Here is a 22,080-nt window from a genome sequence, read left to right as displayed (position 1 = left end):
ATCCCTTTCTAAATTTCTAATAATTGAACAAATTCATAACGATCTGGGTAAAGAATGTATCCTTGGTTAGGCTTCAGTGCCGGTTCATTCATGATATAAGGATAGCGAGTATGATCTTGATCGCTAATGCGTACACCAAGGAAGACTTGTTCTACTAACTGATTAACTAGTTTGACAAAATTATCGTATTGATTGGTTACTAGATCCTGATAAGCACCAGCAAATACTAAAGTCACGCCATAGCGAGAACCTTCCGTAAGAAGTTCTTTGAAGTCTACTTCGTTCATCCCTGCTGCCATAGCTGTCGCCGCAATATCAGGGATCAGAATTAACCATTTAGGATAGTCCTGACTTGGTGTAGCCACTCGTTTCTTAAAGTCTTCTAATATCGTCTTCATTACATTATCGACTTCTAAAGAAGTATCGAAACGTTGGATACCATCAAAAAGTTGGTTGCTGATACGCTGACTAGGATCTAAGATAAGCGTATTATACTTACCTGACATACGTTCCAAATGATACTCTAATAATTTATAGTAATTCGTTACAAAAGCAGGGCTGTCTGAGGCTATAAGAATAGGTCGCTCGAAACTAAAGGATGCTGGAACAACAGCCTCTCTTTCGAGTCCCAAGATAAAGTCTTGGCTGCTTTCTAAGATTTCTGACAATCCTTCTTTGGTTACCTTTTCTGGCAACATTGGGATACCTGCAGGAAGCGGTCCATCGTATGCCACAGCCATGGCTTCTTGTTCTGCACGAACTTCTTTTATGTAGTCCGTATAGTATTCACTACTGTATGGCAACATCACTTGGAATTGGACGATATCATCAAATTTAGCTATCGCACGGCCTTTGATTTCATCGAGTGGAATGTTTGAACGTCCTACTACACCTGACAAGTCACTGTTATCAAATAAGAAGAGCGAAATCTTAGTCTTAAAGTTGGATTGCAACTGTAATCGCATCGCATTGAGACGAGAAAGTGTCACGACTAGATAGATTCCTAGAGAAGCACCATCTCGAGCGATGACATTTAAAGTATCATAAAAGGCATCTACAAATGGGGCATCCATCACACTATCAAAACCATCTATCTCGATGAAAATAGTTGGAAAACTCTCATCTGACAACTGATTGTACTGCGTTAGGTTTGTCGCTCTTGCTCGCGAAAGAGCCCGTTTCCGAGTTTTAATCTCTCTATTCAAGAATCGAAGAGATTTCATGATTTTCTCAGTTTCATCCAAGGTGAAATAATCTGCAACATGAGGAAAATCAGAAATAGAGATCAAGCCACTAGTACCAAAGTCATAGAGGTAGAAATGGACTTGTTCTGGTGTGTGCTTACGAATCACGTCCATCGCAAAGTTCTGTAGAAAAGTGGACTTCCCGAATCCTGGACTAGAAACTAATAGAATATGGCCTCTTTGTTCCATATTGAAATAAAGTGGAGATTGTTCCTGTCTTTCAGGAATATCTTGATACCCAACTAAAATAGGTTGTAAGGCCTCTGAACGTCCCCAATAATCCTTGAAGTTAGTCGATTGTGTATCTTTAGCATATATCTTTTCTTCGAGTGGTGGCAACCAAGGACTGGCCACCTGATGAATATGAAGACCGTCAAAGACTTCACGAGCTTTTTCTACAATGGCGTCCAATTCTGTTGGAACAGCCTTTGCTTCTTTTCGATTGACTAAACCACTCAAATCTTTATTAATGGCATTGTATTGACCATTACTTGTAATCTCATACACAGTTGTATTTTTTTGAACATGGTTTCGTCCTTCTGGATTATAATCCGCACCCGACCACGCGCTTTGGAATAGCTCATAGATTTCATTGTTTCCGACTTGAAGATAGGCTCTACCTGTCTGGGTGATTTCTGCAGCATCAGGTGTTTTGATTACTTCTCTAGAATCCGCAACATCCTGTACTTTAAGAGCTATTTTAAACTTCGAGTTCGACCAAATTTGATCATTAACCACCCCACTAGGTTTTTGGGTTGCTAAAATTAATTTAACTCCCAATGAACGACCAATACGAGCTGTAGAGACCAATTCATCCATGAAATCAGGTTGATTCGCCTTCAACTCTGCAAACTCATCACTAATGATTAATAGATGTGGTAATGGTTCTTTAACCTTCCCTTCTTTGAAGAGTTTCATGTACTGGTTGATATGATTAACGTCATTTTCTGCAAAGATACGCTGACGTTTCTTCAGTTCAGCCTTGATAGATACCAGAGCCCGATTTGCCTGGTTGCCATCCAAGTTTGTAATCGTACCAACGACGTGAGGGAGATCTGCAAAGAGATTGGCCATCCCTCCACCTTTATAGTCAATCAAGAGGAAAGCAACCTCATACGGATGGTAGTTCACAGCTAAAGATAGAATGTAGGACTGAATAAGCTCAGACTTCCCTGATCCCGTAGTACCAGCAATCAATCCGTGAGGTCCATGAGCCTTCTCATGAATGTTTAGATAAAGAATATCGTCCCTACCTCGAACTCCTAGAGGAACAGCCATTGTTTGGAAAGTCTCATTGTCCTGCCATCGTTTTAAAAGATCCAGTTCCTCTACCTTATTGACTCCATACATCTCCAAGAAGGTAATGCTATTCGGAATCGAATTACGCAAAGTCTGAACATGATGAATACCCGCGAGATTTCTCGCAAAATTTTCCTTTTCCGATAAACTTACAGGAGGAAGAGGCGTGATCTCTTTATTTGTATAATTGCCATCCTGAAGTAATACGGTACCTTTTTTATCTCCTCGATAGTCAACAACTGTCTTAACGTGTTCTGGTAAACTTTCAAGTACTTCTTCTACGAAAACGTAATGAATCCCTAAATGGGATAAATCTTCATTGATGTACTCCATAATGTTGTGATCCAACATCAAACTTAAATCTGTAATAAAGAGAATATAATGAGGGCTATATTGCTTTTCCTTTCCTTTGTCCTGCTCACTATCTAATTTTCTGTCTTTAATAATTTGATAGAGTGACGTCAATAGTTGATCTCGAGTACGTTGATTGTAAACAAAACCACGGCTATTTAGTGCTTTAATTTTCGTATGAGGTAACCAACGACTCCAATCCCACAACTCCAACTCTTCCTCTCGAAAAATTGGAATAAACTGTAAATCATGATAACTTTGGAAAGTCGCTAATTGCATCATCATCTGTTGAACTTGTTCAATCACTATTTGTCGTGTTCCGATATAACCCATAGGATTTGTTAATGTATGAGTAATTGGTACCTGTTTAGTCACACGATAGTAAGAAAGTAGTTCTTGAATTTTTTGATTAGCAGCCGCATTGTATTTTGTCAACTCAGAATCTGAATACTCAATAGAGAAACTAGAATTAACTTCCCCCAATCCTAAGCGATAAGACAAGAAATCGAAGTGATAGAGCGTTTTCTCATAAATTCGTCGATCTATTTTTTCTACCATTTCCAAAATACGAACTGTATCAGGAAAATGATAAACCAGAGCCTCAACTTGTTCGTCACGTAAGTCAGCTAACTGAGAATATTTGGTTTCCAAATATTCCATATAATCAACAATTTTCTGTTCTTGAAGTTCCTTATGTGATTTTTTATCAGAAAAATAAGTATGAATGGAAGTCCCAATAGTAATGACAGACATCCCCATCATCATAAACATCATTCCACCACTACGTGTAAAGTAAACGGTCAGTATCGTAAAGACAATCATCGCCAAAGGGGTAATAATCAATCTCAGTAACGATTGTTTGTGACCTTCATCATCTGTTGGTGCCGAAGCAATCGTTACTTTATCCTCAGGTTCTCTTAGAATAATCCGTGGAGAGCGATGAAATTCTTTTGAACGGTCTTCGACCATTACTTCAGAAAAAGGCAGTAAGCTTGTCTCAATAGAAAATAGTGAATGAATCGATAAGATTTGTTTTTGAACGGATAAACCTAGACCTTGTTCAAAAACAATTTGATCCATATCTTGAATGTTTTGCTTTCCTGTTTTTCTTTCACCGTTAATGTAAAATGGACTAACACTGTAAATCGTCTTATTTGTCCCATCAAAGGTCAAAATGATTTCTATAGGAAAATCAACTAAGCGAATAGACGCTTCTTTCTTATCTGATAAATAAAGTATTTTCTCAGGAAGAAGGTAATGCTCTGTATTTTCAATAATCAATAAGGAAACATTTATACTTTCAGCTATAGAAACCAAATGATACCCATAAGAATAAGTCTCCCCGAGTAGTTCAACTTCATTTTCCTTGACTTCCAGCACCACATTCTCAAAAATAGGAAGATAGATATTAGAATCTACAAAAGACCCCATTTGATAGGTTTTTCCTGCATAGAGTGGATAAACATTGCCTTCAAAAAATAAATAATTCATAGACCACTCCTATCTTGACTCTGCTGAAGTTGAAGTTGAAGTTGAAGCTGAAGTTGATGTCGAAGTCGTATTCGACTTGTTCGTCTCAGGTGTTAGGTAGTTTTTCTTCAACTCTTCCAATTTACTCTTATAATTATTTAGTTGCTCCGTACGTTGTTCTGATGTGAGGTTAGGATTTCTCTGAACTTCATCAACCTTTTTAGTCAGACCGTACATTAATAATTGTGGATCATCTAAGTAACTCGCAATATCTATAGCTTCATCAATTTTCGACTGGCCAATTAAGACCCAGTAACGAAGATAGTCTGTACTTGATTGAGTTGATATTTTGGATAGTTCTGTCTTTTGCGCTTCAGTTAAAGGTTCTGTTTTAATGACCGAAAAAGCTACCATATAAGCATCATCTTGACTAAGTGATTTAGAGTCTGTATTTTTAACAGTAGATACAACCGATGAATAATCTTGGTGTACAAAAGCCAAACGTAAATCCGAAATCATTTGTTGATTAGGCATAGCGAACAATGCAAAGTAAAGCACTCCAACAATTGACAGCACTCCAATAAGTGATGCAATAATAGTAGTCCACTTCAATCGCGAAACAAGTTTGTTAGGAACACGTGAAAATTTTTCTTTATTTTGTTCCTGTTCTTCTAGGTATTTTTCTAGTAGTAAGGCTAAGATTGCATCCAAATCTTCAGCCTTCATGATGGTCTCACAAAACAGTTTTCCCTTATAGAATGGCGACTGCCCCTCCACTAATTTTTCATAACTTACCTTTTTATCTAGTAGAGATACTATCATGGCTTTAAAGTTAACTGTAAACGCTTCTAGGTTTAATGCATCATAGGGAGGCACTTGCCCTTTAACACCACGAAAAATGAATAGGGGATTCCCATTTCGTGAAAATACTAGATTACTAGGTGATAACTCATAAGTATAAATTGAATCCTTCAGCAAGTTAAATAATTGACCAACATTGATCAGATGACGTAACTTTTCTTCATCAATCATCGTAGTCAGCTTATCCCAAGAATAATATTCATCTGTCAAAAGACTTTCAATCGTTAATTTACCTTCTTCCTCAATGACATTTTGATTCACAAAATAAGGTTGTGTTGCTGTTAATAGAGCATAAGCTATTTCTCGATTTCCCTTGATATCTCCAACTACTAATTCCATTTTTTGAACGTCCATACCTGACTCCCTTACTATATTCTTTCCAATTTTAATAAAACTCCGTCTTTCACTAATGCTAGACTGCTCGTACTAGCAAGAATTTCTCCAGACTGTTGATTTCTTACACTTGGATTCATTACCTTAACCCCTATACCATAAGTATCTGAGACGATTTGTAGTAATTCTTTAATCGTTAACTCAGTAGGAACTCTTAAATCTAATATTTTAGATAAAAAAGGCGAACAATCCAGACTAATATTAATGTACTCTTCCATAGAACCCTCCTAAATCTATTGTGTTATGCCTATTATATCACGCAGAACATGAATATTGAAGAACTTTTTGTTTATAAAAAGGGAGATACATTTGTATCTCCCTCTATGTATTTTTCTATCGATTTTATTGTTTAGCTGGATGTAACTTTTTATAAAAGAGCGAGTAAATTGTGACAATCATCCCTAGTATAAACAATAAAATTGCGGTCCAAGAAACAGGAGACTTTACGTTTTTAAGTGAAACAGTCTTTTTATCACTGTGATTGATTTGAATCTGACTGGTAAATAAAGCAGACTGATACTCATTAACGATATTCTCCGTTTCCACTTTAGTGATAAATAAGTTTGTTTTAACTAATTGATACTTTTCGTTATCCAATTTTTTAGTTGTATCAACTAATTTATAGGTCTCAGGATGAAATAACTTTGTCAAATTACTCTCCTGTTCAAAGTACTGAATCTCCGTTTTCTTGGTATTTTTATCTAAAGATGTATCTATTTGCAAAGATCCATCATTTGCAAAGACAACACTTCCTCTTGTAAAAATTAAAAACAATAGAAAGATAAAGACAATGGTTTTTTTCATATTACTTGCTATCCTTAACTTGACGATACAAGAAAGTATTTCCAAGTCCCAAAGCAATTGTGAGAACAACAATTACCATTACTGACTGAACAACTCCATTTTGCTGATTAATGAATAATTTCACTGCACTTTCAAGATATGTCAATGGAGAAAGAGCTGTTAAAATCGGAGCCGAATTCACATAATATTCATCAAACAATTGAGTTGCTGAAATGATATAAAGCAGTAGTAGACTTATACTTATCAAAAATCCAAGACTTTTTAGTTTATCCATAAGGATATTCAGACCATATGTCATCATTAGACTTACCAAGACAAGAAGTACTACAAACCAACTCAACTGACTTACAGAGAAAGAAAGTTTAACTCCAGAAACAATCGCAATTATAGAACCTGCTGCTACTGAAATCACGCTTAGGAAGAACATTGGTCCAGAAGAATTTCTCCATGACAAACGATCCTTCAAACTGATTAATCTTTGCAATTCTTCTTTATCTGCATGTTGGAAAAGATAAGCAACAACCAAGCTAACAAGATAGCTGACTAAGATAATAAGAAGTCCTGATCTTTCGTCTTGACGATTAGTCTGTGACGGTGAATTGGTCGCAGCTGATACGACATTCCCAATTTTCGAAGCATCAACAGGATTCGACAAATATTCATAGACAGCTTCATTTTTGGTGTTACCTGTTTTAGTATTGCTCAAAACAGTAGAAAAGTTTTTAAGGAATTCTTCATTTGAACCATATTCACTAGACATGATTTTCTTCAACTCAGAAACGCGTTCAGTTAATGATTTTCCATCTTTTTCCAATGTATTAACATCATTTGTCAACTGAGTCATAGTAGCTTCAATTGTCTCAGAAACAGCTTGGTTTGCTTTTGTATTGTCCATCAAGGTTTTACTAGCTGACATCAGTGTACCTAGGTCCCTGTTCATATCCATACTAACTGTAACCATATTAGTATTATCTACTTTTTCTGTTTCAACAAAGCTAGGTTTACTTTCAATCGTTTTATCCACTAATTTGGTTTGTTCAATTAACTGACTTAACTGGGTCATTAAATCTTTGGTTGTTTCTCTCAGCTGTTCAATATTAGTTGTCAATTTCTCAGCATTAGCCAATCGAGACTGAATATCCGTCAATTTTTTATCCGAAATCTTCAAATCTGATTTTAGAGCTTCTACTGTGGTCGCTTTGATTAGATTGGTCACAATAGTCTTGAGGTCATCATTATTTGCTAAGGCAGCAAGAGAACCTTCTGCCGGAACAAACGTAGTGTCTGTGTACGTATTTTTAGATAAATCTAAGCCGTAATACGCAGTAACTAGTCCTGATAACTGTAGATACGCCTCAACATCTTTATAAACCGCTTGAGTTAGCTTGGTAGGATTGTACTCCCAGTTAGAAATAATGTCTTGCATCTCATAATGACGATTCAAAACTTTCTTTTCTGTTTGATTTATCTTTGTAATCGTAATGGTCTTGGTGACTGTAACAATTTCTGTTGGTTTCTTCCCATCAGACGTAGAGGAGCTTGACGTTACAGAAGTAGCTGGACTAACAGGCGTATCATTCTCTGTTCTCCCTTTTTCTAGATCAGGGGCATCTTCCTTTATAACTTTTACATCTTCTGTCGTATCTAATTGATACTTAACAAAGACAGGCGACAAGACACTGATATCATTTTCATTCTTGATTCCTAGTGTGTATGAAATAGTCATACCTGGAGATGCTTCACTAGGGATGGATACCTGATAGCTATCTCCTCCAAGATCAGAAAATCCATAGTTTGATTCTTTAAGATAGTATCCATTTGGTACTGTTAAGGTTAATTTTGAAATTTTTCCTTCAAACGAAGGCAATTTTAGCTCACGTTTTGTTGTGCTCTTAGATTTAATATCATTCTTTAACTGAGAAAATTCTTCATTTTCAAGTGTTGTAGCTTGCAAAGTTGGCAAATCTTTCCCTGCCTTCTTACTATACCACTGTATAAAAGCACTTATATTTTTCAAATGTTGTTTATCAGTATCTGACAAAGAAAGATTATTTATAGCTGCATCATCGTAGTATACACCTGGCCATTTACTAGTAATTTGATTTTCCATACTAGCATTTAACGACTGGATATAACTTCCAAGAGTTTTATTTGCTCCATCTACCGCTGAGGAGTTTTTAGCCAAGGAAGACTCTACTGCTTCTCTAATCTTTTTATCATAATTTGATAAGGTATCATCAATTTCCTTGTTATTCTTCTTCAAGCTTTCAAGAAGTTTTGTGATATCTTGATTATAGGAAGAAGCCGTATTAGTGGTTTCTTTCCAAATAGCTGGCTCTGATAACTTCTCAGTAACTTGAGTGTTTATAGCAGTTAATCGAGTTAATTGTTCCTTAACTGATAATTTAGAAAATTCTGTATCATAGTTGGCCAAAGACTTTTCTCTTTTTCCCAAGGAATTATCCCATTTTTTTTGTTGCTCATCTATTTCTTTTATTGGTCCCTCATATGTCTTATTGACAGAATCAATTGATTTAAAGGCATCATTTGTATTTAACAGGGTCTTGTTAAATGACAAATACGATGATAAAAGATTATTCGGTGATGAACCTAAACCATTAAACTGTTGACTATATTGAGCAAGAGGATCCACTAACTTATTATTAAAGGACGTTAGTGACTCATGTTCATTTGTAACCACATCAGCAACTTGGCCTTGTGCTGTTTTCAAATTCCCAATAATACTAGTGAAATAAATATTAATCAAGTCCTTATTAAAAAGCTCTTTGAAAGCTACTACTGCTTGTTCAGCCTGTTTAACAGTCAGTTGATCACTTGATTGAATTTGATATTGAAACTTCGCCTGAACAGGTGAAGTTGATTCGATCGCTAAAGCTTCTTCTGAAAATTTACTTGGCAAGATTATCATCAACTGATAAGTCTCATTTTTTAGACCGTTTTCAGCGATTGACCGAGAAACGACTTCTACTTTGTAATTATTTTTAGCTATGAACGAGTTTACTAATGTATTCGCAATGTTAATCGGTTGTCCATTATATACCTTACCTGTATCTTCGTTAACAACAGCCACTTTAATAGGGGCTTGTTGCACCGAGGAATCTGAGTTCGTTCGGCTGATAGGTGTTGGTTTTACAACTGCAAAGAAGGATACTATCATTGTAACTAATAACAGTGCTATCCCTAAGCTAAATAAAACTTTCTTGTTCACATGATCTCCTTAAATAAATGTAGTAAAAAAGTTGAGGAGAAATCCTCAACTTTATCCTTAACTATTTTGAATGCCAAAGTTCTTAGATAAAGCTTGGTCATTTTGTTTCATTGCTTCAGCAGTCTTATCAAGTTGTGTATTGATTTGTTGCATCAAATCCGCAAAATTTACAACCTTCGGTTTCAATTCAAGGAATTGTCTCTCGAAACCTTGGAAGGCAGCACCTTCCCACTCTGTACGAAGAGTGTCTTGTAGGCGTTGAAGATTGTTCAAGATAACTCTGATATCATTAGCAGCTTTTCCATATTCACGCGCACGTGATTGAAGGGTTTCTGTGGATACACGAATTTGGTCTGACATATTCTTACTCCTATGTTCTTTTTTTTATCTTATTTTAACATTATTCAAATGCTAACGCAAGTATTACATCAAATAATTTAAAAAAATAATATTTTAGCAATAATTAGTTTGATGATATAAAGTATCAAAAAATCAACGTCCTACTCAATACGTATGAAACGAAAAATCATACTAATCAATGCAGAAGTCTATTCCCTCCATTTATTTTTCAGATAGTAAGCTCTGGACCTTCTCAGAAATCTTGACCAGATCCTCCACCCGCAGAAATCTTGACCAGATCCTCCACCCGTTTGGCAAATCCGGTCGAAGTTGTTCCAGTACTATAGCTCCCTGCTTGAGCATTTGTGTAATTTCCATAGCCACTGCTAGAGACTGTGGCATTTTCAGTGATGCCCGTTATGGCTTGTTTCATCGTCTTCCAGGTCGATGAATGAAGTTCTACGTCTTTGGTCATTGGTCACCTCGCGGAATGATTCCCAGAGTTTTTAAGTTTTGTACGAGAGCGGGATCAGCAACAAGACCATTTATAAAATCATCTCTAAGCTTGGTATCTTGTTCGATCATTTGATCCATCATGATTAAAATCTCACTATTAGCACGTCGGTATAGGTCTCCGACTTCATTCACTTTATTAAGCATATCAGCATAGTGGTCCATTGCTTTTGAAGCTTCTCCACCCTCATAATATTTCGTTTCAGATAGGCTCTTTAATTTGGGAGCTAAGTTATTTTGAAATGAAATTTCAATATTGGTGATGTAAGACATGATTGTATGCATTTCATCAGGATTCATGGTGATTTCGTTAGATCCACCACCACCCATTACAGTCGTTTCAGTCACTACCATTTTCAAAATCCTCCTCCCTAAACGGAATGGCAAGCCAGCTATACAATCTCTCAAGGAAATAGTATTGGCTAAAGCGGTATAACTCTTCTTGATTCACATCAAATCCCAATAGTTGGCCCTCTTCTTCAACGAATAGATACGAAGCTGTTAATAATGCTGCGTGTCTGGTCTCGCACATTTGTTCCAAAGGATAATGCTGTACCATCAGTGCTTGATCTGATGCTAAAGCCGTTTCGATATCAGGAGTTAGTTGCTTTCTTTCAGTTAGAAAATCAACCTCATCTTCCAGAGGAATCCTTGTCACCAATGGGAGCTTGTCTTGCAGCAGCAATAAGCGACTCATAGGACTAATCTTGACAAGTTGATATCCCTGACCAGTATCCACGATTAGGATAGAAAAGTTACTGTCTCGGCATTGCATGAAATAGAAATTATTTAGAATGACCAAAGATCTACCCAAGCAATATTCTCTTAGAGTCTCAACTATGACAAACCCTGCTTTTGTTAGTGAACCATCCTCATTCACCAAACCTTTTTTCTCAAGATCTTCTTTGGCTATCGTCCATATGAGTTCAGAAGCAGTGACAATATCATCTAGCGTGGGCAACCCGGGCATCAATTCCCCATCAAAGGCACCGATCAGATAATGGAGTTCATGAATAGAAAACGTTTCTTTATGTGACATATTTACAACCCCTTTATTGATGCAACTTCTGATGAGTTATTGTAATTATCAATTGATTTTTTCAGACCAGAGACTGCTTTTTCATGTTCTTGCATGATAGACCTTAGATCCTTATGGTATTTATGGATAATGTCTAAATAGGATTCAAAAGCTACCTTAGTTTTTCCTGACCACTTGGCAGATTGGAGATAAGTTTTTAATCGGGTAACCGTTTGATAAGAGTTCGTCAATTCTTGATTGATCTCCTTTGAAAGCTTAATAGCTGTCTCCAAATCCTTATATTTGATTTTTAAGTCCGCCATAAATCTTACCTCCGTCTTTTATTTCTATTTTTACGTTCCTCAGCTTGACGTCTTGCTTCAGCTTCTCGCTCTTTACGCTCTTCCTCAGCTAATCGGTCATAGTATTTATATCGTTCATAGGCTGCATCAACAGCACTCGATAAGCTTTTTGCATCACTAGACTGATTAGTTCGTACAGTATCAACTTTTCCTTTTACTCGACCTTCGCTATCACTAAAAACATCCTCTGGAATAAAACTTGTACTCATTGAAGGTCGAGAGTTATTATAGCTATCAACTTTTCCTTCCATCTCTTTTAATTTTTCCTCAAAGCTTTTTAATTGACTGTTCAAGTCGTTATACAATGCTTTATATTGTTCCCTTTTCTTTTCTGTGTCTGTTCCAAACAACGCGTCCCATAATGACATACTGAGTAGCCTCCTTCTAAAACATTCTGCATTAAAACAAGCGAAAGCATACCACGAATTCATCAAATAAGAAGGGATAGTATGATCCTTCGAATAAAGTCGGGTAACACTTTAAAAATATTCTCATTTTATTTTATCATATTTTCTAACTATTTAAAATCAAATGAAAAAGGATTTAATGCTGTTCAGTACAGAATTAGAACTTTCAATGATTATTTCCAACTTTTGAAGCAATACATAAAAGTACATTAAGGAAAATATTTTTTGCAAAAAATCCACTAAAAATAAATTCAGGAAATCGTAATCTGTCTGTTCTTATTAAGATTCCTAATGATTTAAAGGATTTCAATAACGATATGAAGAGCTATTTCAAAAAACACGAAAAAGCACCCATAAGGCAAATCTGCGAGTGCTTTGAAACGTTGATAGTATCGTGTTGATTAACGTTTTGAGGCAACTGACTTTGTCAGATCGCAGCCACATTTGTAAGCGACTAAAGTCGCAACAACTGTGTCAATTGCACCAATTTAGTAAGAAAGTATAAAAAAAGAACACCTCGAAAGGTGCTCTCTGTAAGTATAGTAATTCTTCCGAATTAACGTTTACTAAATTGTGATGCTTTACGAGCTTTCTTAAGACCTGGCTTCTTACGTTCAACTTTACGTGAGTCACGTGTAAGAAGTCCTGCGCGTTTCAATGAATCACGGAAGTCTGGGTCTACTTGAAGAAGGGCACGAGCGATACCGTGACGGATAGCTCCTGATTGACCAGCGTATCCACCACCTACAACGTTAACGAAAACGTCGTATGAACCTACAGTTGAAGTAACTGCGAATGGTTGGTTGATAACAAGACGAAGGTCAGCGTGTGGGATGTACTCTTCAACATCTTTTTTGTTAACAGTGATTTTACCAGTTCCTGGAACAAGGCGAACGCGTGCAACAGCGTTTTTACGACGTCCAGTACCTGCATATTGTGCTTGTGACATACTTTATTGTTCCTTTCCTTAGATAAGTCCTGAAATATCAAGAACTTCTGGTTGTTGTGCAGCGTGAGTGTGCTCAGCTCCAACGAATACTTTCAATTTCATACCTTGAGCGCGACCAAGAGTATTGTGTGGAAGCATACCTTTAACTGATTTTTCGATCAAACGTACTGCATTTTTAGAACGAAGTTCACCAGCAGAGATTTGTTTCAATCCACCTGGGTGGTTTGAGTGAGTGTAGTAGATCTTATCAGTTGCTTTTTTACCAGTCAATTTAACTTTTTCAGCATTGATAACGATTACGAAGTCACCTGTATCAGTGTGTGGTGTGAATGTTGGTTTGTTTTTTCCGCGAAGTACGCTAGCAACAACTGCTGAAAGGCGTCCAAGAGGTACATCAGTTGCGTCAACAACGTACCATTTGCGTTCTACTTGGCCTGGTTTAGCCATGAATGTAGTTTTGTTCATGATTTCTCCTATATGAATATCGTTTTTGTTTACAGGGCGGATGTTCCGGTCCGCGGGGTATTTGAAAGGTTCCGGGGCCTTACAAATGGGGTAAACAATACCGTCTACTATCATACCAAATTTTACTACTAAAAGTCAATAGATATGAAAAATATTTTTGCCGATTTCAGTGTTTAACATCTAGAAAAACCTCGCTTTTGCGAGGCTCTCCTATTTATAAGCTAAGGCACGTTTAAAGGTTTTCCAGATTCCCAAATCATCCGTTTGTAGGACTAGACTAGCATACATGCGTCCGATAAAGGCAGTTGCAGTGACTGCAAAGACAACCGTTATGGCAAGCGAAATCCAAGCTTCTAGACCACTTGCATACCCATTTATAGCTCTAAACGGCATAAAGAAGGTCGAGATGAAAGGAATATAAGACCCAATTTTCAGAACTAAATTGTCCCCAGCAGCACCTAGAGAGGTCACACCGACAAATCCTGCTATAATCAAGATCATCAATGGCGACAAGGCTTTTCCTGAATCCTCAGGGCGAGAAACCATAGATCCTAGGAAGGCTGCTAAAACAACGTACATAAAGAGACTAACCAAGACAAACAATAAGGTATTGAGCGAGAAGGCCTCTCCTAGATGATTTAAAATTCCAGATTGTGCCAAGATAGGGATGTCTTTAAAGAGCAGAATAGCAGCCAGTCCACCCACGACGTAAATGCCAATATGAGTCAAAATCACAAGAAGCAGAGCCAGCATGCGAGCGTAGAAATAATGACTAGCTCGGATACTAGAGAAGACCACCTCCATGATTTTGGTTCCTTTCTCGCTAGCCACTTCCTGAGCAGTGACACTAGCATAAGTAATCAAAATCATATAAAGGAAGAAACCAAGCCCTGCGGCTGCAATGGTTTGAACAATTTTTTTGTTTTCCTTAGATTCATCAATCTTCTCAGTAAAATCAACAGTTTGACTCAGACGTTTTTCCTGTTCTTGAGACAAATTAGCCGCCGAGCGATTGAGTTGGTATTGAAGCTCATTGAGTTTATTGGTTACTGCTAGCTTGATGCCTGTTTCAAGAGAAGTTTCACCGTGATAGACGGCCTTGAGGACGCTGTCCTCTTGGTCAATGGTTAGATAACCCTTGATTTTCTCATCCTTGATAGCAGCTTGAGCACTGGCTTCATCCTTATAATCAAAGTTGATACCATTGGTACCCTTGAGCCCTTCTTCCACAGATGGCACAGTTGTTACTACTGCTATCTTGCTATTCTTGGCCATAGAAGACCCTTGGAGATAGCCGATTCCTACAGATAAGGCTAAAAAGAGGAACGGCGAAATCACCATAAAGAAGAAACTCCACGACTTGACATGTCGAAGATAGGTTTCCTTCATTACAACCCACATATTTCTCATACTTCCACCCCTGATTCTAGTTTAAAGATTTCATCGATTGTTGGAGCTTGTTGGTCAAAGGTCGCAATATATTGACCTTGAGTGAGGATTGGGAAGAGTTCCCTTCCAGCGCTCTCGTCATCGAGGATCAATTTCCAACTTCCTTGCTTGGTCAAGCTCACCTGTTTGACGTGAGGAAGTTTTTCCAGTTCTTCCTTGCTTCGTTCACTTGAAACAAAGAGACGTGTTTTCCCGTATTGATTGCGAACATCCTGAACTGGTCCATGCAAGACCACACGCCCATCACGAATCATGAGAATATCATCGCAAAGTTCCTCAACGTTGGTCATGACATGGTCAGAAAAGATAATGGTTGCACCACGCTCTTTTTCTTTTAAGATGACCTGCTTGAGCAACTCGGTATTGACTGGATCCAGACCACTAAAAGGCTCATCCAAAATAATCAAGTCTGGCTCATGGATTAGGGTGATAATCAGCTGAATTTTCTGCTGATTCCCTTTTGAGAGACTCTTGATTTTGTCGGTCAATTTGCCCTTCACTTCCAATTTCTCCATCCATTGAGGGAGTTTTTCCTTGACTTCCTTAGCATCCATGCCCTTTAGAGTCGCCAAATAGCGAACTTGCTCAAGGACTGTCAACTTGGGCATGAGGCTGCGTTCCTCAGGCAGATAGCCAATCCGAGCGTAGGTTTCCTGACGAATCTCCTTCCCATCCAGACTGATCTCTCCTTGATACTCTAAAAATTTCAACATACTGTGGAAAATCGTTGTTTTCCCAGCACCATTCTTCCCGACCAAGCCTAGAATCCTTCCTGGACTTGCCTGAAAATCGACACCAAACAAGACTTGCTTGGGACCGAAACTTTTCTCTAGATTTCTTACTTCTAACATTTTCCACCTCCGAGATATGTTGCACTTATTATACTCCTTTTTGATAGCCTTTACAACGATTTATGTCCATTTTATCGGATTATAAGTGGCAAAAGTATCCTTTCTCTAATAAATTTTAAGTGCTTCAGTGATATCTTTAGTATAACTCATTAAAGACTTTCTGAGATGGCTTCCTCCTCAACTATCGCTTTTCTCTTCTGAACTGTCCTTTTGAAACTAAAAATCCACCCCGAAGGATGGATTGATGAGTTAACGTACTTCTGCATTCACTTTTTCTTCGAGTGATGCTTGGATTTTTTCCATATAGCGTGCGACTTCTTCGTCTGTCAAGCTATCTTCTGGATTTTGGAAGGTCAAGCTATAGGCCATTGACTTCATGCCAACTCCCAGTTTTTCGCCTGAGAAGACGTCAAAGAGTTTGATATCTGTCAAACGTTTCACGCCTGCAGCTTGGATAGCGTCTACAACTTCTTGGTGAGAGACTTCTGCCTTGAGGAGTAGAGCCACGTCACGGCTGACTGCTGGGAATTTGGTGATTTCCACAAATGGAGCAGCTGGCTGAAGCGCTGCTTCAATGGCTGAAAGGTTGAGCTCCGCTACATACGTTTCTGGAATATCGTAAGCCTTGGCAGTGACCGGATGCACTTGGCCAAGGAAACCAAGAACTTGGTCGCCGAGTGAAATCACGGCCGTACGTCCTGGGTGGAGACTTGCAATCTCAGCTGTTGCTGTATAAGTCACTTCAAGTCCCAAACGATCAAAGAGCGCTTCAAGGATTCCCTTAGCATAGAAGAAATCAACTGGAACTGCTGCCGTTTGGAAATCTTTTTCTGCAACCAAGCCTGTCAAGGCAAAGGCAAAACTGTTGATTTCGTTTGGTAATTCTTCTTTTGGATTGCCTGTTTGTTCAAAGACTTTTCCAATCTCGTAAAGAGCCAAGTTTTTGTTCTTACGAGCCACGTTATAGGCCACCGTATCAAGGATACCTGAGACCATATTTTGACGGAGGACAGAACGGTCCACTGTCATTGGCCACATGAGTTCTGTAAGGTTACTTGGTTGAGCTGTAAACTCAACTGCTTTTTCAGGAGTTGTCAGAGCGTAGGTGATGATTTCTGTCAAACCAGCTCCTTCAGCGATCGTACGAACTTGACGGCGCAATTTTTGTGTCGCAGTCAATTCACCAGCTGTACCGTCGTCTTTTGGAAGACTAGTTGGCAAGCGATCATAACCATAGATACGAGCGATTTCTTCAAAGAGGTCCGCTTCGATGGTGATATCCCAACGACGACGAGGTACGCTGACTGTAAAGCTATCTGCATTTCCAGAAAGGCCAAAGCCAAGACGACGGAAGACATCTTCCACATCAGCATAGGAAAGCTCCGTACCAAGGACGCGGTTAACGTCTGCAAGAGTAGAAGAAACTTCCACATCAGAAGTATCAAGCTGGCCTGCCGAAACGATACCCTTACGCACAGTCGCACCTGCAAGTTCCGCAATCAGGCTAGCTGCCGCATCAAGGGCTTCGTTAACAGTTGCCACATTGATGCCTTTTTCAAAGCGAGAAGAGGATTCAGAGCGTAGGTTAAGGCGACCACTAGTCTTGCGGATGGATTTGCCATTGAAGACAGCAGCTTCAAGGACAACACGACTAGAATTTTCAGAGATTTCTGTTGCTTGACCACCCATAACACCTGCAAGGGCTACTGGCTTGTCTGCGACAGTGATGACTAAGTCATTTGTTTCCAAGTCACGCTCTTCACCATCCAAGGTCACCAATTTTTCACCAGCACGCGCTTCACGCACACGGATTTCAGTCCCTTCAAAGGTATCCAAGTCAAAGGCATGCATCGGTTGACCAAAGTAAAGCAAGATGTAGTTGGTTACGTCTACGACATTGTTAATCGGACGAATCCCTTCGTTCATAAGAAGGTTTTGCAACCATTGCGGACTTGGTGCGATGGTCACATTGTCCAAGATACGGGCTGCATAGTATGGTGCCTTGTCTGTTTCAATCCCTACAGAAAGAGCGTCTGCTGCAACTTCATTTGTTTCTGTTAAGGTAAATGCTTTAAAGTTAACGGCCTTGTCATAGATGGCTGCTACTTCGTGCGCTACTCCACGCATAGAAAGAGCGTCTGCACGGTTTGGCGTGATAGAAAGTTCGATGATTTCGTCATCCAAGTCTAGATATGAGAAGACTTCCTCACCTGGTACTGCATCTTCTGGCAAGATTTGAATACCATCTGCGAATTCCTTCGGTACAACCGAGTCAGAAATTCCCAATTCACCAAGGGAACAAATCATTCCAAGTGACTCCAAGCCACGGATTTTCCCTTTTTTAATCTTGTAATTGTCAGCAATACGAGCTCCTGGAAGAGCCACCATGACCTTAATCCCAGCACGTACATTTGGGGCACCACAAACAATCTGACGGGCTTCTTCTTCGCCAACGTTAACCTGACAGACATGCAAGTGTGTTTCTGGCACATCTTCGCAAGACAAAACCTCACCGACGACAATTTTTGAGAGACCAGCAGCCGGTGATTCGACACCTTCGACCTCGATCCCTGTAGTTGACATTTTCTCAGCCAACTCTTGTGATGGCATATCAATGTCCACCAATTCTTTTAACCATTTATAAGATACAAGCATAATTCTGATTGTAAGATCCCACCAAGTAAGACCTTTTCAATTCCTTTCTTTTTCTTCGAGTCAGTCCTTACTATTCTCATCGAGAGAAAATGACTAGGACTGTATAGGACTGTGTTTCAGGTTTCAATCTTATTTAAACTGTTCTGAGAAGCGGACATCTCCTTGGTAGAATCCACGGATATCGTTAATTCCGTAACGGAGCATAGCGACACGTTCTTGTCCAAGACCAAAGGCAAATCCAGAGTAAACAGTCGCATCGATTCCACTCATTTCAAGGACACGTGGGTGAACCATACCGGCACCCATAATCTCGATCCAACCTGTTTTCTTACATACGTTACATCCTTCTCCACCACACTTGAAGCAAGAAACATCCACCTCAACAGATGGCTCTGTGAATGGGAAATAAGATGGACGCAAACGGATCTGACGCTCTTCACCAAACATTTTTTGGACGATCAACTGAAGCGTTCCTTGAAGGTCTGCCATAGAGATGTTTTTCCCAACAACCAATCCTTCGATTTGGTGGAATTGGTGACTATGGGTTGCATCGTCCGTATCACGACGGAACACACGTCCTGGTGAGATCATCTTCAAAGGACCTTTTGAAAAATCATGAGCATCCATCGCACGGGCCTGAACTGGAGACGTGTGAGTACGGAGTAAGATTTCTTCTGTGATGTAGAAAGTGTCCTGCATATCACGTGCTGGATGGTCTTTTGGAAGGTTCATACGCTCGAAGTTATAGTAGTCTTGCTCCACTTCAAAACCATCCACGACTTGGTAACCCATCCCAATGAAAATATCTTCGATTTCTTCACTGGTTTGTGTCAAAACGTGACGGTGACCAGTCGCAACTGGGCGACCTGGAAGTGTCACATCAATGCTCTCGCTTGCTAGTTGAGCTGCAACTTTCTTTTCTTCCAAGAGCTTAGCTGTTTCTTCAAAGGCCGCTGTCAAGACATCACGCGCTTCATTAACATGTTTCCCGATGATTGGACGCATCTCAGCAGAGACATCTTTCATCCCTTTGAGGATTTCCGTAAGCGACCCTTTTTTACCAAGGACAGAGACACGCAAATCTTGCATCTCTTTTTCATTTTCAGCAGTAATCTGCTTCAAGCTAGCCAGCGTTTCTTCGCGAAGCGCTTTTAATTGTTCTTCAATAGTTGACATAATTCCTCCATCAGTCTCTCGTAGATAAAAAGAAAACCACATGCCAAAAACTCCACTCGGAGCGTTGACACGCGGTACCATCCGTTTTCATCTGACAAGTCAGACCTTCATTTCTAAATCCATGCGCAAGTGAATTCACCCAGCTTTCATATAGAGAGCTTGCAGTCACGGCTCTCCTCCCTGATATACTTCCCTTGAGTTACTAGTCTTGCGGATTTCTATTCAATTACTACTTAGTTTATCAGATTTTTAGTTAAAAAACAAGTTAGATTAGACTAATTTCAATATAAAAAGGAACAAGACACAATGCATTACCTATTTGTAGGATCTGTTTCACCTGCTTTCCTTTTCAATAAAAGAGTTGCTGCTTGATTAAAACCATCACACCAGTTATACCATTTTGCTTCATACTCATCTTGAGATACGATATGATTTTTTAAATCCAGAACAGAGTAAATCTTTCTTTCCTCACAAGCTTGCGCATAGAGATAATACAGTTCATCGCCACCATCTCTATCCCACTCAGCAGAAATCGTATCCCTACCTGCCAATAAAGCCTGATAAGCCCTGTGATGCCCGTCTGTAATCAACAAGCAGTCTCCGAATGCAAGAACACTGATTGGAGCAACATTGATTATTTCTACCGACTGATAAAGCATCTGGATATCTTGTAACTTCTTTTCTGATAAGTATAGTTGAGTCGGATGGAGATCTGTTATATTGACTTTCATTTCTTTTTCCTCAAAGGAATTTGATGCTCACTTCTGCTTGCCTTTAAATCGCCATTGGAAGCGAAGCTTGTCATAGAAAGGAAATTCGATAAACAAGACTCCCAAGCCCACACAGAAACTGGCAAGAACATCTGATGGATAGTGAACTCCCAGATAGACCCGAGATAGCAGCACACTGACTAGGTAGACCCCAAGGACGATTTGCACAATTTTTCTCCAAACCGGATCTTTAATCCGTTGACTGAGAATGACAATCAAAGTCCCTACCATCAGCGTCACTGCCAGAGAATGCCCGCTTGGGAAGGAAAATCCCTTCTCCTCTACCAAGTGTAAGATAGCTGGTCGTGGGCGCTGGTAAATATTTTTAAAGGTCACAATCAAAAGACCGGCTAAGGCTAGATTGCCCGCCATGAAGTAGCTTTCTATCTTCCACTGCTTACGATAAAAGATAACGGCTGCAATGGCAACCCAGGTGATAATCACTGGGATATCGATCAGGCGTGTGAGGGCTCGGAACAAAACTGTCAAATAATCTGGCAAGTCCCCACGAATAGTAGTCTGAAGCGGTTGGTCAAAACCGACCAGCATTTCAGGGTAAAACTTGACCATATAGCCAAGAAGGACGAAAAGTAAAAGGGCAAAACTGCCCTTCATTAAAAATGTTTGCTTATCTCTCATAATGTTTTAAGGTTGGTTTCAAGAGGACGTACAACAACCAGAATGAAACGGCAAAGATGATACCCTCAATCAAGTTAAAAGGTAAAACCATGGTCATTAGGTAGTTGGAAAGTCCCAAAATTTTTCCAATATCAAAGTTGGCAAACTGCGCGTACAAAGGAACAGCATAGACATAGTTGAGAATCAACATAGCCGCAGTCAAGCCGACCGTTCCCGCTAGAGATGCTAGTAGGAAACGAAGGGTGCTGCGTTCCTTTTTCCAAATCAAACCAAAAGCGATAACAAAAACTCCCAAGGCTACAATATTCATTGGCAACCCAATGTAAGTATTCACTCCCTGGCTATTGAGAAGCAACTTCAAGAGTGATCGCAGCAAGAGAATCCCTAGAGCAGCAGGCAAATCCATCACCGCCAAGCCCACAAGGACTGGCAAGATACTAAACTCGATCTTGAGGAAGGTCGCCGCTGGCAAGAGCGGAAAGTCAAAGTACATCAGCACAAATGAAATGGCTGATAAAATCGCAATGGTCGAAAGTCGACGTGTGTTTGTCATAACAGGTTCCTCCAATTTTCTATAAAATCAGAAGAAGTTGGAAAGGATCCCTCTATCTATTCTCACTTTTTATATCCCAAAAGTTCCCCCTCACTCTTTTGAGCAAGCGGTTGCAATTTATCTATAAACTCATCAGAACAGACAAAGCTATTCTTTCGTCTTCTCCCATCCAGACTATACTGTCGGTTGTGGAATCGCACCACATCAGCTTGCGCTCGCGGACTTATTTGGCCAAGATATTTTAGATTTATCTAGGCGTCGCAGTCGAAGATAATACTTAAAG

20 protein-coding genes and 1 other annotated feature (1 of these 21 running past the window's edge) are annotated in these 22,080 nt (G+C 39.2%); all 20 genes read right to left on the bottom strand.

Translation table 11 applies throughout. From position 1 onward, the window contains the following. Window positions 1–8: 8 nt before the first annotated feature. The gene (locus V470_01385) at window positions 9–4,385 is read right to left on the bottom strand and encodes a cell division protein FtsK (GenBank protein ID AHZ47105.1); all 4,377 of its coding nucleotides are present in this window, start codon (window positions 4,383–4,385) and stop codon (window positions 9–11) included. 9 nt (window positions 4,386–4,394) lie between these two features. Continuing rightward, window positions 4,395–5,579 (bottom strand): secretion protein, encoded by a 1,185-nt coding sequence (locus V470_01380; GenBank protein ID AHZ47104.1) that lies wholly within the window; start codon window positions 5,577–5,579, stop codon window positions 4,395–4,397. 14 nt (window positions 5,580–5,593) lie between these two features. Beyond that, entirely contained in the window at window positions 5,594–5,836 is a 243-nt protein-coding gene (locus V470_01375) for a type VII secretion protein (GenBank protein AHZ47103.1), read from the bottom strand. A gap of 124 nt (window positions 5,837–5,960) precedes the next feature. Continuing rightward, complete coding sequence (locus V470_01370) at window positions 5,961–6,422, bottom strand: type VII secretion protein (GenBank protein AHZ47102.1); 462 nt, start codon at window positions 6,420–6,422, stop codon at window positions 5,961–5,963. 1 nt (window position 6,423) lies between these two features. Then, on the bottom strand, window positions 6,424–9,651 hold the full coding sequence (locus tag V470_01365) for a secretion accessory protein EsaA/YueB (protein ID AHZ47101.1): 3,228 nt from the start codon (window positions 9,649–9,651) through the stop codon (window positions 6,424–6,426). Between the two features lie 57 nt (window positions 9,652–9,708). Next, window positions 9,709–10,011 carry a type VII secretion protein EsxA gene (locus V470_01360; GenBank protein AHZ47100.1) on the bottom strand — a complete coding sequence of 101 codons (303 nt, stop codon included), beginning with the start codon at window positions 10,009–10,011 and terminating at the stop codon, window positions 9,709–9,711. 232 nt (window positions 10,012–10,243) lie between these two features. Continuing rightward, complete coding sequence (locus V470_01355; GenBank protein AHZ47099.2) at window positions 10,244–10,465, bottom strand: hypothetical protein; 222 nt, start codon at window positions 10,463–10,465, stop codon at window positions 10,244–10,246. Then, window positions 10,462–10,857, bottom strand: coding sequence for a hypothetical protein (locus tag V470_01350; GenBank protein AHZ47098.1), 396 nt, complete (start codon window positions 10,855–10,857; stop codon window positions 10,462–10,464). Before V470_01350 ends, V470_01355 begins: the two co-directional genes overlap by 4 nt. Beyond that, window positions 10,844–11,542 (bottom strand): hypothetical protein, encoded by a 699-nt coding sequence (locus V470_01345; GenBank protein AHZ47097.1) that lies wholly within the window; start codon window positions 11,540–11,542, stop codon window positions 10,844–10,846. Before V470_01345 ends, V470_01350 begins: the two co-directional genes overlap by 14 nt. Window positions 11,543–11,544: 2 nt before the next feature. Then, window positions 11,545–11,844, bottom strand: coding sequence for a hypothetical protein (locus V470_01340; protein ID AHZ47096.1), 300 nt, complete (start codon window positions 11,842–11,844; stop codon window positions 11,545–11,547). A gap of 5 nt (window positions 11,845–11,849) precedes the next feature. Further along, on the bottom strand, window positions 11,850–12,251 hold the full coding sequence (locus V470_01335) for a hypothetical protein (GenBank protein AHZ47095.1): 402 nt from the start codon (window positions 12,249–12,251) through the stop codon (window positions 11,850–11,852). 595 nt (window positions 12,252–12,846) lie between these two features. Further along, complete coding sequence (locus V470_01330; protein ID AHZ47094.1) at window positions 12,847–13,239, bottom strand: 30S ribosomal protein S9; 393 nt, start codon at window positions 13,237–13,239, stop codon at window positions 12,847–12,849. A gap of 18 nt (window positions 13,240–13,257) precedes the next feature. Further along, window positions 13,258–13,704, bottom strand: coding sequence for a 50S ribosomal protein L13 (locus V470_01325; GenBank protein ID AHZ47093.1), 447 nt, complete (start codon window positions 13,702–13,704; stop codon window positions 13,258–13,260). A 210-nt stretch (window positions 13,705–13,914) separates the two neighbouring features. Then, a complete protein-coding gene (locus V470_01320) occupies window positions 13,915–15,114 on the bottom strand; it encodes a sodium ABC transporter permease (GenBank protein ID AHZ47092.1) in 1,200 nt (399 codons plus the stop codon). Beyond that, window positions 15,111–16,004, bottom strand: coding sequence for a sodium ABC transporter ATP-binding protein (locus V470_01315; GenBank protein ID AHZ47091.1), 894 nt, complete (start codon window positions 16,002–16,004; stop codon window positions 15,111–15,113). Before V470_01315 ends, V470_01320 begins: the two co-directional genes overlap by 4 nt. 249 nt (window positions 16,005–16,253) lie before the next feature. Next, complete coding sequence (locus V470_01310; protein ID AHZ47090.1) at window positions 16,254–18,659, bottom strand: phenylalanyl-tRNA synthase subunit beta; 2,406 nt, start codon at window positions 18,657–18,659, stop codon at window positions 16,254–16,256. Window positions 18,660–18,788: 129 nt separating this feature from the next. Next, a complete protein-coding gene (gene pheS / locus V470_01305; protein AHZ47089.1) occupies window positions 18,789–19,835 on the bottom strand; it encodes a phenylalanine--tRNA ligase in 1,047 nt (348 codons plus the stop codon). Window positions 19,836–20,146: 311 nt separating this feature from the next. Further along, window positions 20,147–20,566, bottom strand: a complete 420-nt coding sequence (locus tag V470_01295) for a chromosome partitioning protein ParB (protein AHZ47088.1) — start codon at window positions 20,564–20,566, stop codon at window positions 20,147–20,149. 27 nt (window positions 20,567–20,593) lie between these two features. Continuing rightward, window positions 20,594–21,244 (bottom strand): phosphatase, encoded by a 651-nt coding sequence (locus tag V470_01290; protein AHZ47087.2) that lies wholly within the window; start codon window positions 21,242–21,244, stop codon window positions 20,594–20,596. Then, window positions 21,234–21,797, bottom strand: coding sequence for a membrane protein (locus tag V470_01285; GenBank protein AHZ47086.1), 564 nt, complete (start codon window positions 21,795–21,797; stop codon window positions 21,234–21,236). Before V470_01285 ends, V470_01290 begins: the two co-directional genes overlap by 11 nt. 159 nt (window positions 21,798–21,956) lie before the next feature. Further along, window positions 21,957–22,080, bottom strand: a binding site (FMN riboswitch) (it continues 83 nt past the right edge of the window).

This window comes from Streptococcus sp. VT 162, from assembly GCA_000688775.2.
GTDB lineage: Bacteria > Bacillota > Bacilli > Lactobacillales > Streptococcaceae > Streptococcus.
This window is presented reverse-complemented; position numbering and strand designations above follow the sequence as displayed.

Excerpts from the sequence above, each read along its gene's own strand:
- V470_01360 (AHZ47100.1), bottom strand. The coding sequence starts at position 10,011 with ATGTCAGACCAAATTCGTGTATCCACAGAAACCCTTCAATCACGTGCG.
- V470_01295 (AHZ47088.1), bottom strand. The coding sequence starts at position 20,566 with ATGAAAGTCAATATAACAGATCTCCATCCGACTCAACTATACTTATCA.
- V470_01325 (AHZ47093.1), bottom strand. The coding sequence starts at position 13,704 with ATGAACAAAACTACATTCATGGCTAAACCAGGCCAAGTAGAACGCAAA.
- V470_01345 (AHZ47097.1), bottom strand. The coding sequence starts at position 11,542 with ATGTCACATAAAGAAACGTTTTCTATTCATGAACTCCATTATCTGATC.
- V470_01330 (AHZ47094.1), bottom strand. The coding sequence starts at position 13,239 with ATGTCACAAGCACAATATGCAGGTACTGGACGTCGTAAAAACGCTGTT.
- V470_01370 (AHZ47102.1), bottom strand. The coding sequence starts at position 6,422 with ATGAAAAAAACCATTGTCTTTATCTTTCTATTGTTTTTAATTTTTACA.
- pheS (AHZ47089.1), bottom strand. The coding sequence starts at position 19,835 with ATGTCAACTATTGAAGAACAATTAAAAGCGCTTCGCGAAGAAACGCTG.
- V470_01380 (AHZ47104.1), bottom strand. The coding sequence starts at position 5,579 with ATGGACGTTCAAAAAATGGAATTAGTAGTTGGAGATATCAAGGGAAAT.
- V470_01385 (AHZ47105.1), bottom strand. The coding sequence starts at position 4,385 with ATGAATTATTTATTTTTTGAAGGCAATGTTTATCCACTCTATGCAGGA.
- V470_01355 (AHZ47099.2), bottom strand. The coding sequence starts at position 10,465 with ATGACCAAAGACGTAGAACTTCATTCATCGACCTGGAAGACGATGAAA.
- V470_01335 (AHZ47095.1), bottom strand. The coding sequence starts at position 12,251 with ATGTCATTATGGGACGCGTTGTTTGGAACAGACACAGAAAAGAAAAGG.
- V470_01290 (AHZ47087.2), bottom strand. The coding sequence starts at position 21,244 with ATGAGAGATAAGCAAACATTTTTAATGAAGGGCAGTTTTGCCCTTTTA.
- V470_01320 (AHZ47092.1), bottom strand. The coding sequence starts at position 15,114 with ATGAGAAATATGTGGGTTGTAATGAAGGAAACCTATCTTCGACATGTC.
- V470_01340 (AHZ47096.1), bottom strand. The coding sequence starts at position 11,844 with ATGGCGGACTTAAAAATCAAATATAAGGATTTGGAGACAGCTATTAAG.
- V470_01375 (AHZ47103.1), bottom strand. The coding sequence starts at position 5,836 with ATGGAAGAGTACATTAATATTAGTCTGGATTGTTCGCCTTTTTTATCT.
- V470_01315 (AHZ47091.1), bottom strand. The coding sequence starts at position 16,004 with ATGTTAGAAGTAAGAAATCTAGAGAAAAGTTTCGGTCCCAAGCAAGTC.
- V470_01350 (AHZ47098.1), bottom strand. The coding sequence starts at position 10,857 with ATGGTAGTGACTGAAACGACTGTAATGGGTGGTGGTGGATCTAACGAA.
- V470_01310 (AHZ47090.1), bottom strand. The coding sequence starts at position 18,659 with ATGCTTGTATCTTATAAATGGTTAAAAGAATTGGTGGACATTGATATG.
- V470_01285 (AHZ47086.1), bottom strand. The coding sequence starts at position 21,797 with ATGACAAACACACGTCGACTTTCGACCATTGCGATTTTATCAGCCATT.